The following is a 15,291-nucleotide window of genomic DNA, read 5'->3' as shown; positions in this document are numbered from 1 at the left end:
AGAGGTGAGATTCGATTGGTAAAACCAAGCATTTTAAACGGAATCAATATAGATTTACTAGACCCTAAACTTCATCCGATTAATACCAAAAGATATATCCTATCAACTCCTCCTGTCAATGAAGTTATCCAGAATATATCTGCCTGTATTGATAAAAAAGACACAGGTGCAATAATATACGGACGACCACGTTTAGGAAAAACTTTTGCATTGAGGGCTCTAAAGGTATATTTACAGGATGGCTATGGTGATATTCCAATTTTCACCATAAACCAAACATGGCAGCAGTATGCAAGAGAAAAAAGATTTTATGAAGATTTGCTAGCTTCTTCAGGACATGACCTGATAAGTAAAGGAAACTCCGATGAAAAAAGGAGAAGGTTAATAAACCATCTTTCTAATGAAATTGATAAAAGTCAAAAGGGTATGATGGTTTTGTTTATTGATGAAGCCCAACATCTTCTTGAACCTCACTATTATTGGCTTATGGATATCTATAATGCGTTAGAATCTAAGGGGTATTACGTGTTCTACCTTTTGGTGGGTCAAAAAGAATTACGACACCGTAGAAGTACTTTTATTGAGCAAGAACGCCAACAGATAGTTGGTAGATTCATGGTAAGAGAGTATGCATTTAGTGGTATCAGAACTGAAGAAGATATTAAAGAATTACTCGAAGGCTACGATGAATTGACTGAATATCCAGAAGGGAGTAATATTTCTTTTACAAATTACTTCTTTCCGGAGGCTTTTAGTACTGGGCATAGAATTAGTACATTCTCTGAAAAAATGTTCAATATTTTTACTAATAAAAGAATTGAAGTAAAGTTAAGTGGAAAACCTGAGATACCCATGAAATATCTCACTAGTACGATTGAGTATCTCTTCAAGGAATACGGACTGCACAGTAAAAAGCCATCCGAATGGATTAATCACAGTATGCTTGAAGAATCCATAAGGCAATCTGGTTATATTCAGGCAGAACTAGGACTCCAAGGGTAAGGTAGTGAAGCAATAAATGTTCTTTAAGTTGATAAGTCCATCTAGCAGTAATCAAAGTTCAATTACATGGAATAATGCATGGGTAAAAAATGGGGAATCTCTAAGAAATATAATCATAAAATTAGCGTTTTCAAACATGTGGAATGTTAGGGATCTTAGAAAACTAATACTAAATGCAAAAGATCCTTTTGAAGAGGAGATGTGCTTGAAAATAGGCACTAGAAATATTGCATTTTTTGAAAGACTTAATTTTGACTTGGAAATAATAAGGAATAGTAGTTATGCCCCAATATTAGAATATCTAGAGGAAAATAACTATTATTTAGGAAGATATAGACCAGTGAGGGAATTTCAATCAAATTTTTTAAATAACTACACAGATCATAATCTTAGGTATTGCCCAATTTGTATGTCAATGGGGCATCACTATACCTATTTTCAGACTAAATCTGTTAAGAATTGCTTGATTCATAACGAAAAATTACATTCAGTATGTCCCACTTGCAAAAAACCTATTCCATATATAATAAATAATTATAACATTAAAGCTATTAATAAGTTAAGCATTGATTCAATGGAAGAGTGTACAAACATCTGCTTAAATTGTTTTGGACCCTTATCAAATGTTAAAAACATAAAAAACCCCTCCTCTTTTGAAGACCGTATAGCTTCAAAAACAACTTCATTCTTTATTCATAATATATTGTTGCTTGACAATGAATTAGTTATTGATAAGAGTTCTAGTTGGGCAGTGAATAGTTATTTCTCTAAAGTTGGTTCTAATATAATATATTTTAATGTAAAAACTGGCCGCAATAAGTTTTCGGCTCGACTAAATGAGAGTCAATACATAGATATAAATGATTGTTATTGGAAAATATATAAATCGGTTTGCAGATTTATAAGAAAACAAATTATCAATAAAAAACACCAGAGATATTTACATAATATTACAACCTGGGGAACTGAAGAAATTATATTAGAACCGTTCAGTTATGTCTATTTCAGATGTATAGTTGAAAAGAAAGATAGATTTTATCGCATTGATAAAAAACCTGAAAATTGGCCCCCGGAAGAAATAGATGAAGGTTCTTACATACCTGACAAAAACTGTATAGGATATATATATAGTATTCAAAAACAATTTGTTGAAGGGGATATAGATTATAATACTGCCCAGCTAACAATTAATAACGTTTTAGCATGGGCATTCCTTAAACTTTATAAGCGTTGTCAATCTTATGTACAAAAAGAAAACAGAATTCTTGTCTACTTTGATGATTTAACAAAAGAATTGGGTAGACCTGTTTATTTATTGAAGAAATCTCCAAAAGGGAACTTTGACACTGTAGTGTATAGTCCAAATCTAGATCAGCTTGAATGATCACCAACAACATTCCGGGCTAAAATGAGCTAATGGGTGGCTCTGACACGGCGGAATATACAATAAAGAAGGGAAAAGCAATGGAGGAACTTTTTAGACTAGCCTCGAACTATGGTTTCCCAATGGTGGTGGTGGGTTACCTGCTACTCCGCCTGGAACCACCATTCGGGAATTGCAAAAAAGTATTAACCTCTTAAGTATCACCATCGCCCGGCAAATGGACATGAAAGAGATTAACGAATTGATCGATAACCTCTAGGAGGGAGCAGTGGAAGTAGCTAAGAAAGCTAAACCCGGCCAGCAGCTATCGCCCCACTTTACAGAAGGAGAGCTGGCTTGCCGATGTTGTGGTAGGTTGCTCATTCAAGGGGAGTTAGTCAGTAGGCTTGAAATCCTTCACCTGCCAGTTGGAAAACCAGTACTGGTGAATAGCGCTACCGCTGCCCCACCCCCAATGTCTGCCGACCTGTGAGCCTTTGTGCCGACCCAGAAGACCAGCCAGCGTGGGCTGGCACGAAGGCCAGGACCCGGAGGAAAGGCAGGGTGTCAGACCCAGGGAAATACCCTAAAAGGCACGCTGCCGCAGGTGACCGATGGAAATGAAAGAAACTAACATGATGGTGAGGATAAAAAGGTTCTAGAATAGATACCCTGGTAAAAGCTGGCGTAGGGGGAATTAACGTTCTATGCGTATGACCGATAATATAAAACACGAACATCCTTTCAAAAGAGGTTCGTGTTTATATTTCGGAAGTGATCCGTCGTATGTCAAATTTTAAATTTTTCCGTTGCCCGATCGATCTCATTTGATATTTGTGAAAGATGCACAGAAGCAGAGGCCACATTCTCTAATGCGGCGGTCTGCTCCCTGGTGCTGTCGACAATGTTTTCGACTCCTTCAGGGATTTGCTTAACAGCTGCCGCTAAACTTTGAAACTGTGTGACCACTTGATCCATCAGTTGGATAATATTTTGAAAATCTTGACCCACTTCTCGCATAACCGTGACTCCAGCTTTTACCCGGGTATTGCCACCCATTATGGTTTCTAACCCTTTTTGGGAATCCAGGCGAACCCTTGCGATCAATTGGTCAATTTCCCCGGCTGCTGTGGACGATTGCTCTGCTAACCGCTTAACTTCTTCAGCTACTACGCTAAAACCATAGCCATGCTCACCGGCCCGAGCGGCCTCAATGGTGGCATTTAGGGCTAGGATGTTGGTTCGTTCGGTAATCTCTTGAATAACCACCACAATTTGATTTACCTTCCCTAGGGTTTTATTTAGATCACCAATGACTCGAACCGTTTCTTCGCTGGACTGAATTATGGCGTCCATCTGTTGATTCACCTGCTCCATATTTTGCATGCCTCGATTGGCACTTTGAGAAACCTCCTCGGCAGTTGAGGAAACTTGATTAGCATCCTGAGCCACCTGAACCACTGTAGATAAAATTTCCTCGGAAACGGTTTCATTTCTGGTTGCCCCTTCTTTAATATACCTGACCTGCTGTGTAAGCTCCAGGGCAGAGGTTGTGAGGGCTTTAGACATGCCAACTTGCTGACTCATAATATCCTTTAAGCTGTTTTTCATTTTACTAAAGGACTGTGCTAAACGGCCTATTTCATCTGGGTGTCCCTTAAGATGAATATCCCCTACGGTTAGATTACCAGCTGCAACGTGATCGGCCAGCAGGCTTAAATTCTGAACAGGCTTAACCACTAATTTTAAAATCAGCCAGGAAAGAAAAAGAATCGATACAATCCAGCCCAGGGTCATGGTAATAAAGGTGGCTCTGATAATCGCTGAAGTTTTGCGTGCCACGGAGGCCATACTAATTTTAATGCCAGCTGAGCCAATTAACTGGTTGCCCTCATGGAGAGGAGCGGTAATATCCATGATCCGTTGACCGTTTTCTACCGTCTCAAGCATCACCACTTGGTCTTTCTTCGCAGCAGCAATGTCCTCCGGATCGGCCTTTTCACCAACTTTTTTAGGGTCGGAACTAGCTGTTACCTCATAGTTATGATTTGCTTCATGCAAGCTAATTTCTTCTACAATGCCTCTGGTGGCCAGCCGTTTCACTAAACCCTGCAGCCAAAGGTGGTCGGCCATGCGGTCGGCCGAGCCAATACTGGCATCTAAAGCAGTCACGATACTTTGGGCCTGTTCCTGGGCCATTGTATCAATTTCTTCCTTGCCCTGTTGCCAGGTGTAGTAGCCCACTAGAAGAAAAATGATAGCCAATGTAACGCCCAATAAGAGGGGGATTTTTTTGCTTAGGGACTTCATGGTAGCGGTCTCCTTGTTATATGTAAAATGAAGCATAGGCTATCATTTCGGCAAGAAATGATAGCCTATGCGTACTGTTTTAACCGATTAGGCTAGTCTTGATCATCATCATCTTCCTGGTCGCCTTGCTCATTGGAGCTTTGTTCGGTGTCCTGGTCGTGGCTATCGTTATCTTGGCTGTCATTATCTTGGATATCAGTATCTTCCTTATCCGCTGACTCTAATTCGTTATACAGCACCTTGCCATTACCAGGATCTACAACAACCTCCTGCAGACCAGCGCTGGTGAGAACATCTACGGAGTAGATTAGTTGACCATCTTCCTCCTCCAGTTCAGCCTTCACAACTTGGCCTGGGAAAGCGGTTAAGGCATTATTGATGGCATCGGTCAGGTTGATTTTAGTGAGGGACAGGAGTAATTTGGATTCTTCCTGGTCGTTTAACTCCTGACCGGCTGCTTCCTGTACCAGAACACTGGAGCGGTATGCCAACTTTTCAGCCTTGTCTTGCAGAATTTTACCATCAACGGAATTTATGGTAACCTCGTACTTTTGGGTCTGGTCGGCCAAGTCTACGGAAAAGATCACTTTACCAGCTTCCTTTTCCTGCTCGACATTCAGAATGCTTGCTCCGGGGTGTGCCTTCTGGGCAATGGCCTGGGCATTTTGCTCGGACAAATTAGCTTGTCCCATGCCCTTATCAGCATAAGCAATGCCACCAAGCATACTGGAAGCAACGAGACCTAAACCGGCAATGGTACCTAACATTTTTTTGTTCATTATGGATGACCTCCTGTTTTTTGATTCTCCTTCATTCTAGCAGGGGTTTCTGAGAATACTCGGAGAAACAGGGGGAGAAAAATGAGAGTTTTCTCATCTAGCTCACTTTATAATGGCAAAGTAACAAGAAAAGAGGTTCCTTTGCCAGGAGAGCTCTTTACCTGGATGGAGCCGTGGTGGCTTTTCACAATCCAATCTGCGATGGAGAGCCCAAGGCCGGTGCCTTCCAGGTTGTTGGAGCGGGCGTTGTCGATGCGGTAAAAACGTTCAAAAATCTTGCTTAAATGCTCGGAGGCCATGCCCACTCCGGTATCCTTTACCAGAAGCTCCAGGCAGGTGCCACGGGTTCTTAACGCTAGGGTAACTTCACCGCCAGCAGGGGTGTGCTTCAGGGCGTTGTCAATTAAGATAACAACCAGCTGTTTGATTCTTTTTTCATCCCCACTAAAATCCACGTCTGCCTCGATTTCTTGCTTCAACTGTATGCCTTTAGCCGCGGCTAAGGGAAGCAACGGTCTAATGACTTCGCCAATGGCCCTGTCCAGGGAGAACCGACTGAGTTCCAGTAACTGCTGTTCCGAGTCCACTCTGGCTAAGAAAAGCAAATCATCCACCAACTTGGCCATGTGGGTGACTTCTGTGCCAATATTTTCTAACCAGACTGCTTGTTCCTCCACCGTTTCCTTGGGATTTCCCAGCACTAATTCCAGGTTTGTTTGCATCACCGCCAGAGGGGTACGCAGCTCGTGGGAAGCATCAGCCACAAAATCCCTCTGCCTCTGCCAGGATTTTTTTATGGGGACCAGCGCCTTATCCGCCAGAAACAGACTGCTATAAAATGCCAATGCCAGACAGACCAAACCGGCAATGGCCAGGGCTGCTAAAAGAAAGCCCAGGATTTCCATATCCCGCTCAATGCTAACAAAGACCACCAAAAATCCCGACCCTTTTTGCAGGGGAACCCTTAAAAAGCTATAGGAATGATCGTGCCAGTCAAAATCACCCTTGTCTCTTTTGCCAGAAACTATTTTTTGCACAATTTCACTATACTTTCTCTGATCTAGATCCGACCTAGCAAAATAAGTCTTAAGGATGATACCCGATTGGTTGGTGGTTACATAAAAATATTCTGTACGGTCAAATTCCGCTAACCGATCCGCTGAACCAGACTCGATGGCTGCCACTAGGTTCCGCAGGACCCCTTCGGACTGCTTGATAATCTGCCGCTCCATCAGAAAATAGGTGCCCAGGATAAACAGCAGCAAAAGAATGCCCATGATCAAGATGTTGATCAAAGTAAGCTTTAAGCGAAGGTTGCGAAACATTAGATCCCCTTTAAACAATAGCCAACACCTCGAATCGTTCCAATGGAAACCTCCGAAAAAGTTAACTTCTTACGCAGGTAATGGACATAAGTTTCTACATTGCTGATTTCTACATCTGAGTCTAGGCCCCATACCCGATCCAGGATTTGTTCTTTGGTAATCACCTGGCCGACATTGCGCATCAGAAGCTCCAAGAGCAAGGACTCCTTTAAAGTGAGTTTGATGACTTCTTCACCTTTGGTTAGCTCGCAGCGGAGTGGGTCCAACGTCAAGCCATAGGCCTCAATTTTTTCGCCTCCCAGTTGAGCAAGCTTTCTTCTGCCCAAAGCCCGCACCCTGGCCAGTAACTCCCCGGTGGAAAAGGGCTTGATCAGATAATCATCAGCCCCGGCATCCAGCCCTTCGATGCGATTTTCCACGGAATCTTTGGCCGTTAATAAGAGCACTGGGGTGCTAATACCCTGCGTGCGTAAAGCCTTGACGATTTCCACACCCTCTTTGTAGGGCAACATCCGATCCAGAATAATGACATCATATACGCCGGTCTCGGCCATAGCCTGGCCGGTTTCCCCATCGTAGGCTGTATCCACGCCGTAATTATTTTTCTTTAAAATATAGGTTAGAGCATCCGCTAACCTTTTTTCATCTTCCACCAATAGTAGTCTCATCACATCACCCCATGCTTATGATATAACAAATTCCTTTAAATCACCTTTAAATAGTAGTTTTTTCAAAGGGAATTTTAAGTTTTGCTGTTTATACTGAGGAAAAGGAAAGGAGAGGTAACATGCAATTATTTGAAAAACTTAAAAAGATCAACAAAAAGTGGTACCTAACATTGGCCGCCATCCTGGTCATAGGGGCGACGGGAAGTGCAGGGGCAGAGTATTATTTCGATCAGCAAGCTGCTGCAGCAAAGACCGAAAGGGTGAGTCTGCAGGCTAGTCGGGAGGCCGTAGAAGATTTACTCTATCTTGAAAAGCAGGAAACACTGAAGCTTTCCCCGGACCAAGCAAAGACTCTCTTGCCACTGGTAGAGAAAATATCCACTACCTCGGACGCCACTTCCAGAACCGATTTAGCTAAACAAATTTACCAAACCCTAACCCCCGACCAATACCAAGCAGTGTCAGAACAGAATAAGCAGGACCATCGTGATGTTAGGGTGAAAAAGGATGGCAAAGACAGACATGATGACGAGAGGGAGCATGAGTTTAAGGGAGAAGCAGACCTCAAAGGTACGCAGAGCCCTAAAGCAGACGCTTTAAATCAGGTGGTTATCCAAATGTTGAAAACTAGAGGTTCTGAAACACAATCCAGTGCCGCTGCTCCTGTAAACAGTTAATGTTAGAAAAAAAGCCAAGCCCGGTGCTATTATGGTACCGGGCTTGGCTTTTTCGTTCAGCTACTGCATTTTTATTTAAATCACTTGAGTTCACAGACGCACCTTTGATAGTACAGCTATATTAACCTGAAAAATGAGAGTTTTCTAATGTTTCAGCATTGCTGTATTGGCTATAATGAAAAGAGCCAATAAACAGGAGAGGGATATTGGAATGGGAAGAATTTTAGTAATCGAAGATGATAAGAATATCCAACGGTTTGTCACAATGGAACTAACCCTGGAAGGTTATGAGGTGGCATCTGCTTATACTGGCAGGGAAGGATTAAAGAAAGCGGTGGAGGAAGCCTGGGATCTGATCCTTTTGGATATTATGCTGCCGGAATTAAGCGGCCTGGAGGTCTGCCGTAGGATTCGACAGGTCAAAAACACGCCCATCCTGATGTTAACTGCTCGGGCAGCGGTGCCGGATAAAATTGCCGGGCTGGATTCCGGGGCCAATGATTATATCACCAAACCCTTTTCCATCGAAGAACTGCTGGCCCGGGTAAGGGTTTACTTTCGAGAAAATAAACTTCCCGTGCCAGACGACATCTCGATCAAAATAGCGGATCTAACCATCAATTTGCGAACCAGAGAAGTAACCCGGAATGAGAGAAAAATCGAGCTGACCCCCAGGGAATTTAATCTGCTGCAATATTTTGCGGAAAATCAACGGACCGTTCTCAGCCGGGATCAATTATTACAGCAGGTTTGGGGCTATGATTATTACGATTCCAATGTGGTGGATGTATATGTCCGTTACCTAAGAAACAAAATTGAATTTGCCCAGGAAACCAAGCTTATTCACACCGTCCGTGGTGTAGGCTATGTGCTGGAGGAGAGAAGCCTTGAAAATTAAGTGGAGACTTACGCTAATTGCTTCACTCTTTTCTCTCCTGGCCATTCTAGTATTGTCCGTGGTCCTTTACTTTGTCCTGAGTAATTTTGATACGGTCTATGAGCAGCGAATCCTCACAATTCAGCTCAGCTTATTAGAAAAGAACATGGTTGAAACAGGCCAGCTACCTTCTGGCAATACCCTCAAAACCTTTCTGCAGCCACACCAGCAAATCCGCATTTTAGATGGAAAGCAACAAATTGTGGCCGCAGGGGAAGACGATTTTGAATCCGCTGAGTATGACTTTCCCCTAGATCGTAAAGGGAATTTCCAAGTCTTTCGCAAGGAAGGAGATTCCCTCTATATACAGAGAAGGCAGCTAGATGTAGGGGGCCATGCCTATAGCCTGGAGATTCTTTCAGAAAACGAGTACTTTAGTGATGTGATGGAGAAGGTTTGGTCTTTGCTTGCCATGATCAGTGGCGTTTTTTTAATAGTGGCCACGGTCAGTGGCTATATGGTATCACGGCTGGCCTTGTCTCCGGTACATGCTTTAATCCGCAGCGTAAAGCAAAAGGAACTTACACAATTATCCGAGGGTTTGCCACTGCCACGCTCGAAGGATGAAATTTATGAGTTAGCAGAAACCTTTAATTATCTATTAAAAAGAGTAAACAACTCCATTGAACAACAAAAGCTATTTATTGATAACGCATCCCACGAACTGCGGACACCCCTGACGGTTCTAGAAGGGTTTATCTCAACCCTGGAGAGAAGGGAATTGGACGCAGCCACGAAGGCGGAATTTTTTCAAACCATTCATCAAGAAATCGAGCACCTGCGGCATTTAGCCAATGAATTATTAGAGATATCTGTGTTGGAAAGAATCCCTTCCTGGGATAACCAGTGGGTGCAATTAAAGCCAGTTGCGGAGGAAAGCCTTCAGGCATTTACGACTTTGGCACCCGAGATGCAGTTTCAAAGTCAAATTCCCGAGGAAATGCAAGTACTGTTTGACCCTTACCGACTGAAGCAGGTCCTCAAAATTTTGTTAGACAACGCCGTTAAATATGCCAATGCTTCGTTGGTGGAGATTGTGGCACGGCAGGAGTTGGCGAAAACTTTGATCGAAGTAAGGGATAACGGTGTAGGTATTCCCCTGGAAGATCAGCCCCAACTCTTTGATCGCTTTTACCGGGTGGATAAATCCCGTAGCAGAGAGCTGGGGGGAGCGGGGCTAGGGCTTAGCATTGCCCGAACCCTGGTGGAACGGCAGGGGGGAGTTCTTTGGTTGGCCAGTACACCGGGAAGCGGCACGGTATTTACTATAGAATTACCCAATACAAAGGTACCAGGGGGGATAAAGGGTGCTTAGCCAGTTGTTTCAGAGCTCCGTAGCGTTTTTTCAAATTTACGGCACAGTGGGTTTGTTTTTGATGTCCTTTGCAGAGTCTTCCTTTTTTCCAGTGCCACCGGATATTTTACTGATTGCTATGTCCTTAAGCCAGCCCAAGCTAGCCCTGTGGTACGCCCTGATTACCTCGGTGGCTTCGGTATTGGGTGGTATCTTCGGCTACTTTATTGGGGCTAAGGCAGGTCGGCCTCTACTAGACCGCTGGGTGCCTGCCAAGCGAGTGGCCCAGATTGAGTCGCTATTTCAACGCTACGGTGGTTGGGCTGTTGCCATTGCTGGCTTTACACCCATCCCCTACAAGGTATTTACCATTGGGGCAGGGGTCTTTCAGATTCAAAAAACGGTATTTGTGGTGGCGTCTATTCTCAGCCGAAGTGCCCGTTTTTTCCTGGAAGGCTTACTGATTTTCTATCTGGGGTCGGCTGCCAAGCATTTTTTAAGCAGTTATTTAGAAATACTGACCATCGGTCTGTCCCTGGTGATACTGTTGCTCTATTTTGTTTTACGACATACCAAAACCATGCAGTATTTAAATGGTTTTTGGGTAAAGTTACGGGAACGTTTGGAACGATATTACAACGAAAAGATGTCCCCCCTGGGTGCCTTTGGTAACTACCTGCTGGTGGGTTCAGTGCTGGGAATCGGCAGTATGCTCCTCTTTGCCAAATTGGCCAGTGAACTGTTGGAGAATGAACTAAAATGGTTTGATAATGCAGTGATTGATTTGGTTCATCGGCTGGACAGCCCCCTTACCACGGAGGTAATGAAGGGACTTAGTACCATAGGCTCGTCAACGGTCATGATTGGAGTAGCCCTGGTGGCAGCACTACTGCTTTGGTGGGTAAAACGACATTTTTGGGATGCCCTGATGGTGCCAGTTGCGTTAATTGGCAGTTACAGCCTCAATGAATTGTTGAAATGGATTTTTCGGCGAGACAGGCCGAATGTTGCTCGCCTGGTGGAGGCCACTGGCTACAGCTTCCCCAGCGGGCATGCGATGGTTTCCATGACTGTCTTTGGTCTGCTGGCCTATCTGGCCTGGATTAACCTTCGTCAACCGCTCCTGCGCTACCTGCTAACCTGCACCCTTGTCCTATTGGCAGTGGCCATCGGAATCAGCCGTATTTACCTGGGGGTCCATTATCCCAGTGACGTGCTGGCAGGCTTTGCTGCGGGTGGCTTCTGGTTGGTAGGTTGCATTCTGGGGTTGCAGGCCATTCGGTATTACAAAGCAGATGCTGATAAAGGATAGCTTTTCTGTTGCTTTTTGGGCAGTCAGTAACGTGCTGAGATGTCTTTTGTATAAAGCTTGCCACCCAGGAAGATTAGGAATTTAATAATATCAGCTAAAAAGGAGGCATTTGATTTGCCTCTTTTTTTAATTAACTATATAGTAGCGGAAATGATATGTTAAATGCTGGAACCTTTCTAATTAAATTACATAATATGGAATAAACAAGAGGAGGTTTTGCCAATGACAGAGGATATTAAGACAAAAAGTCAGGAGAATGGCCCCATTAAAACCAATGCTGCCAACTATTTTTGTCCCTCCTGCGGCCCAGGAGCGAATCCTTTACAACCACCCTATCCGGGATATCCCTGTGTAAATTATAAGTACTACCCGACCTATATGTTTGTGGCACAATACGCCTATCCCGAAGCGTTAAACTTAATAGTTCAATCCGTTGGCGGGGAGCGGGAGGATGAATTGTTTTATACCTACATGCTCAATGTGGCACCGCCGGGTCAAAAGGAAATTATCGCAGCCATTCGGGATGATGAAATCAAACATAACAAAATGCTTAGGGAGTTGTATTGGGAATTAACCGGGCAAGACATACTACCAGCCCAGGAGGAACCCTTTCAACAACCTCAAAGCTATTGTGATGGACTTGTCCGGGCTTTATTTGGAGAATTGTCCGCCGTAGAAAGATATCGCAAGATTTTATTTGGCTTGGAATTCTTACCCTATCGGAATATGATTACAGAAATTTATACCGATGAGTTGAAACACGCAACAAAATGGAACTATCTCTATTCGTTAAATTGCGTGAGAGGTAACGGTTATTAGTGAAGCATTGATACTAGAAAGGGGGCCGTTGCACGATGACTAACCAAATTGAGGGCTTAGGAGGACACAACTGGCTGCCCGTTTGCTGTTGCTTTTTACTGTTCCTGTTTTTTGTGTTGATCATATGTTGCTGCATTTTCTTTTTTTAGTTAGGCGTTCATCATTCAGAAAATCTATCGAAATAAATAATGAATTAGCAGAACCCAGTCAAATAGAGACTGGGTTCTGTAACAGCAAGGTAATTTTCCCACCAGTTGGAATATATTATTATTACTGATGTGACAGTGCTTCCAACCGTATGCCACGATTTCATTCCTATTCAAAAAGCAGCACCGCAGGTTGTAAAACAGCCATTATTGGTAAGAAACTCTCTGGTTACTGTGTAGTAAAGGGTGACTTGACATGATTTCCATACGAGAAATTATGGTTCCCATTTCTGAGTATTCGGTGGTAGATGAAAACTCATTGGTTCGAGAGGCCATCAAGGTCTTGAAAAAGTCCTTCTACAAGGATGAAAACGGTGGTATTGTGGGTCACCGTTCTTTGCTGGTGACCAATAAAAAAATGAACTGGTGGGGATCGTAACCCTGCGAAATATTCTTAAAGCAGTGCTAACCAAGTATGATTTGCCAGAGAGTTATTTATGGATTTACTCGGTTAGTTCTTCTGGCTCCAATATGCCCGTTAAGAGTGTAATGCGGGCCACTAAAATTGTGTTTGTGGATGTCGAGGATGACCTATACAGAGCGGTGGATTTGTTTTTAACCAAAAAGGTTAATTCTTTGCCAGTATTAGAAAAAGGAAAGCTAATTGGTATTATCCGTACCATTGATGTTTTTGGGGTAATAGGGATGTTGTTGTAATTTTTTAGAACCCAGTCTAATAAGGACTGGGTTCTCTAACGGAGAGTAGTTTTATATGCCTCGAAGGCAGAATTAGATTACCCATTTTGGGTAAAAAATTACATAGGTAAATATACCCAGGTATTATATTGATTAGCCAATAGCTGTTTGCTTTGCATAAAGCTTGTATTTTTGTAGCATAATTTTCTGTGAAAGGGGGCTTGTCATTGTACAATCTTAAGAAATTCAATGCTATCTTCATTTTACTTACCCTATTCATCATAACTTTGGTTGGTTGTGCGAAAGAGGCACCTCAAACCCAGGAGAAAAAGCAAGAAACACCGGCACCACAGAAAGCAGCGGAAGTATCTTATCCGGCTGGCCGTATTTACACAGCCGATGAGGATGGTAATACCGTCAGTGTAATTGATACAACGGAAAATAAAGTAGTGAAATCCGTTGAGGTCAAGAGTATGCCCCATAATGTGCAAATATCGCCCAATGGGAAAGAAGTATGGGTGGCAGTGGTACAACCAGGTATGGAAGCCATGTCTGGTATGGAGCATGGGGCAACGGGCATGGCCGGGCAAGTATGGGTGATTGACACTTCAACCAATGAAGTCACTCAGAAAATTACCATTGGCAATGGGCCTGCCCATGTTATTTTAACGCCGGATGGCAAGGAAGCCTATGTAACCAATGGGGTGGACAATAATGTTAGTGTTATTGATACCGCCACCTACAAGGTAAAGTCAACGGTACAAGTAGGCATGGGCCCCCACGGTTTGCGCCCTTCGCCGGATGGCAAGGTGGTGGCTGTGGCCAACTTGAAGGAAGACACCGTATCGGTTATTGATACAACTACCAAGAAAGTCACTCAGGTGAAGGTAGGTAATAAACCCGCCCAGGTGGCCTTCGACCCAGATGGAAAACAATTGTATGTCTCCTTAACGGCGGAAAATGCCGTAGCAATGGTGGACACTGGCACCTGGAAGAAAACCATGACCATACCTGTGGGAAAAGTACCAATCCAGCTCTTTGTAACCCCGGATAATAAATATGTTTACGTGGCCAACCAGGGAACCAAAGAAGATCCAGATAACCGAGTGAGTGTCATCGATGTCCAAAAGATGGCGGTAGTTAAAACCTTAGAAACCGGCAAAGGGGCCCACGGAGTGGTGGTATCCCCCGACGGGAAGTTTGCTTATATCACCAATATCTATGAAAATACGGTTTCCGTAATTGATACAAATAAAAATGAAGTGGTCAAGAACATTCAAGTAGGCAAAGGGCCAAACGGCATCACCTTTAAAAAACAATAGGGTAATAGGTGTGTTAGGGTAAATCATAGCAAGAACTGGCATTTTGTTGCCGGTTCTTTTTTATAGGGTATTCTTTGGCATTCAATTTGTAACACTTTATTTGTACATGGAATATTATGGCATTAAGGGTTGGTGCGAATCTTAAACTGCATCAGTTAAACCCTTCAGAAAGGGGAATGAATCATGTTTTACCGCAATCAACATCCGGTTCAGCCAACTAGTCAAATGGTATTGCCTGCTGTACAACACTGTGAAGTGGTATGTGAGTATACCCATACCGTCATTCTGGGAAGACAAGATGTTCACATGCGTACGCAGCAATTGCAATTACTACATGACTGCGCTGACGTTTGTACCTTAACTGCGAAACTGATAGCCCGGTGTAGTACCTTTGCCAGGGAAATGGCAGCTCTTTGTGCACAGGTTTGTGAAGTATGTGGAAATCATTGCTTAAGGCACCCGGATCAGGAGTCTCAATACTGTGGTCGTGTTTGTTGTCATTGTGCGGAAGTATGTAGAGCCTTTGCGGCTTCAGCAAGTCCTGGTCACCACCCCGGTGCTTGCCCTGGTTCTGAATGCCCGGTACCTGGCTACCCCGGAATGGGGCCTGGCATGGGAATGGGGCCTGGCATGGGAATGGG

Annotated in this window: 18 protein-coding genes; 14 read left to right on the top strand and 4 right to left on the bottom strand. The window is 43.6% G+C overall.

The features are described from left to right. Positions 1 to 15 precede the first annotated feature (15 nt). The 5 genes from BUA78_RS17155 (at position 16) to BUA78_RS20905 (ending at position 2,999) form a co-directional block, all read left to right on the top strand. Complete coding sequence (locus BUA78_RS17155) at positions 16 to 1,002, top strand: AAA family ATPase (RefSeq protein WP_072915547.1); 987 nt, start codon at positions 16 to 18, stop codon at positions 1,000 to 1,002. 205 nt (positions 1,003 to 1,207) lie between these two features. Continuing rightward, positions 1,208 to 2,386, top strand: a complete 1,179-nt coding sequence (locus tag BUA78_RS17150) for a hypothetical protein (RefSeq protein ID WP_139257390.1) — start codon at positions 1,208 to 1,210, stop codon at positions 2,384 to 2,386. Between the two features lie 32 nt (positions 2,387 to 2,418). Continuing rightward, complete coding sequence (locus BUA78_RS20995; RefSeq protein ID WP_338011623.1) at positions 2,419 to 2,583, top strand: YvrJ family protein; 165 nt, start codon at positions 2,419 to 2,421, stop codon at positions 2,581 to 2,583. Between the two features lie 71 nt (positions 2,584 to 2,654). Continuing rightward, positions 2,655 to 2,858 carry a hypothetical protein gene (locus BUA78_RS17140; RefSeq protein WP_175549027.1) on the top strand — a complete coding sequence of 68 codons (204 nt, stop codon included), beginning with the start codon at positions 2,655 to 2,657 and terminating at the stop codon, positions 2,856 to 2,858. A gap of 6 nt (positions 2,859 to 2,864) precedes the next feature. Then, positions 2,865 to 2,999: a hypothetical protein gene (locus BUA78_RS20905; protein WP_274377397.1), complete on the top strand. Its 135-nt coding sequence runs from the start codon at positions 2,865 to 2,867 to the stop codon at positions 2,997 to 2,999. Positions 3,000 to 3,154: 155 nt separating this feature from the next. On the opposite strand, the gene BUA78_RS17135 is transcribed toward BUA78_RS20905, so the two are convergent. From BUA78_RS17135 to BUA78_RS17120, 4 genes are all read right to left on the bottom strand, one after another. Next, complete coding sequence (locus BUA78_RS17135; protein ID WP_072915544.1) at positions 3,155 to 4,675, bottom strand: methyl-accepting chemotaxis protein; 1,521 nt, start codon at positions 4,673 to 4,675, stop codon at positions 3,155 to 3,157. Positions 4,676 to 4,767: 92 nt separating this feature from the next. Beyond that, positions 4,768 to 5,454, bottom strand: a complete 687-nt coding sequence (locus tag BUA78_RS17130; RefSeq protein WP_072915542.1) for a PepSY domain-containing protein — start codon at positions 5,452 to 5,454, stop codon at positions 4,768 to 4,770. Positions 5,455 to 5,561: 107 nt separating this feature from the next. After that, positions 5,562 to 6,779, bottom strand: coding sequence for a sensor histidine kinase (locus BUA78_RS17125; protein WP_072915541.1), 1,218 nt, complete (start codon positions 6,777 to 6,779; stop codon positions 5,562 to 5,564). Continuing rightward, positions 6,779 to 7,447, bottom strand: a complete 669-nt coding sequence (locus tag BUA78_RS17120) for a response regulator transcription factor (RefSeq protein WP_072915539.1) — start codon at positions 7,445 to 7,447, stop codon at positions 6,779 to 6,781. The genes BUA78_RS17125 and BUA78_RS17120 overlap by 1 nt, the downstream gene beginning before the upstream one ends. Before the next feature lie 119 nt (positions 7,448 to 7,566). Between BUA78_RS17120 and BUA78_RS17115 the strand changes: the two genes are divergently transcribed. The 9 genes from BUA78_RS17115 to BUA78_RS19745 form a co-directional block, all read left to right on the top strand. After that, positions 7,567 to 8,124, top strand: coding sequence for a hypothetical protein (locus tag BUA78_RS17115; protein ID WP_072915538.1), 558 nt, complete (start codon positions 7,567 to 7,569; stop codon positions 8,122 to 8,124). Positions 8,125 to 8,335: 211 nt separating this feature from the next. Continuing rightward, positions 8,336 to 9,022: a response regulator transcription factor gene (locus BUA78_RS17110; protein WP_072915530.1), complete on the top strand. Its 687-nt coding sequence runs from the start codon at positions 8,336 to 8,338 to the stop codon at positions 9,020 to 9,022. Next, positions 9,012 to 10,376 (top strand): sensor histidine kinase, encoded by a 1,365-nt coding sequence (locus BUA78_RS17105; RefSeq protein ID WP_072915528.1) that lies wholly within the window; start codon positions 9,012 to 9,014, stop codon positions 10,374 to 10,376. The genes BUA78_RS17110 and BUA78_RS17105 overlap by 11 nt, the downstream gene beginning before the upstream one ends. Beyond that, complete coding sequence (locus BUA78_RS17100; RefSeq protein WP_072915525.1) at positions 10,369 to 11,667, top strand: phosphatase PAP2 family protein; 1,299 nt, start codon at positions 10,369 to 10,371, stop codon at positions 11,665 to 11,667. The genes BUA78_RS17105 and BUA78_RS17100 overlap by 8 nt, the downstream gene beginning before the upstream one ends. Positions 11,668 to 11,889: 222 nt before the next feature. Then, the gene (locus BUA78_RS17095) at positions 11,890 to 12,486 is read left to right on the top strand and encodes a ferritin-like domain-containing protein (protein WP_072915523.1); all 597 of its coding nucleotides are present in this window, start codon (positions 11,890 to 11,892) and stop codon (positions 12,484 to 12,486) included. A 402-nt stretch (positions 12,487 to 12,888) separates the two neighbouring features. After that, complete coding sequence (locus tag BUA78_RS20715) at positions 12,889 to 13,071, top strand: hypothetical protein (protein ID WP_238456827.1); 183 nt, start codon at positions 12,889 to 12,891, stop codon at positions 13,069 to 13,071. Then, the gene (locus BUA78_RS20710; protein ID WP_238456826.1) at positions 13,059 to 13,349 is read left to right on the top strand and encodes a CBS domain-containing protein; all 291 of its coding nucleotides are present in this window, start codon (positions 13,059 to 13,061) and stop codon (positions 13,347 to 13,349) included. Before BUA78_RS20715 ends, BUA78_RS20710 begins: the two co-directional genes overlap by 13 nt. Positions 13,350 to 13,555: 206 nt before the next feature. Beyond that, positions 13,556 to 14,650, top strand: coding sequence for a YVTN family beta-propeller repeat protein (locus tag BUA78_RS17085; RefSeq protein ID WP_072915520.1), 1,095 nt, complete (start codon positions 13,556 to 13,558; stop codon positions 14,648 to 14,650). 183 nt (positions 14,651 to 14,833) lie between these two features. Then, a partial coding sequence (locus tag BUA78_RS19745) for a four-helix bundle copper-binding protein (RefSeq protein ID WP_207650506.1) occupies positions 14,834 to 15,291 on the top strand: 458 nt, incomplete at its 3' end.

Source organism: Desulforamulus aeronauticus DSM 10349, assembly GCF_900142375.1.
In the GTDB taxonomy this organism is placed as follows: domain Bacteria; phylum Bacillota; class Desulfotomaculia; order Desulfotomaculales; family Desulfotomaculaceae; genus Desulfotomaculum; species Desulfotomaculum aeronauticum.
This window is presented reverse-complemented; position numbering and strand designations above follow the sequence as displayed.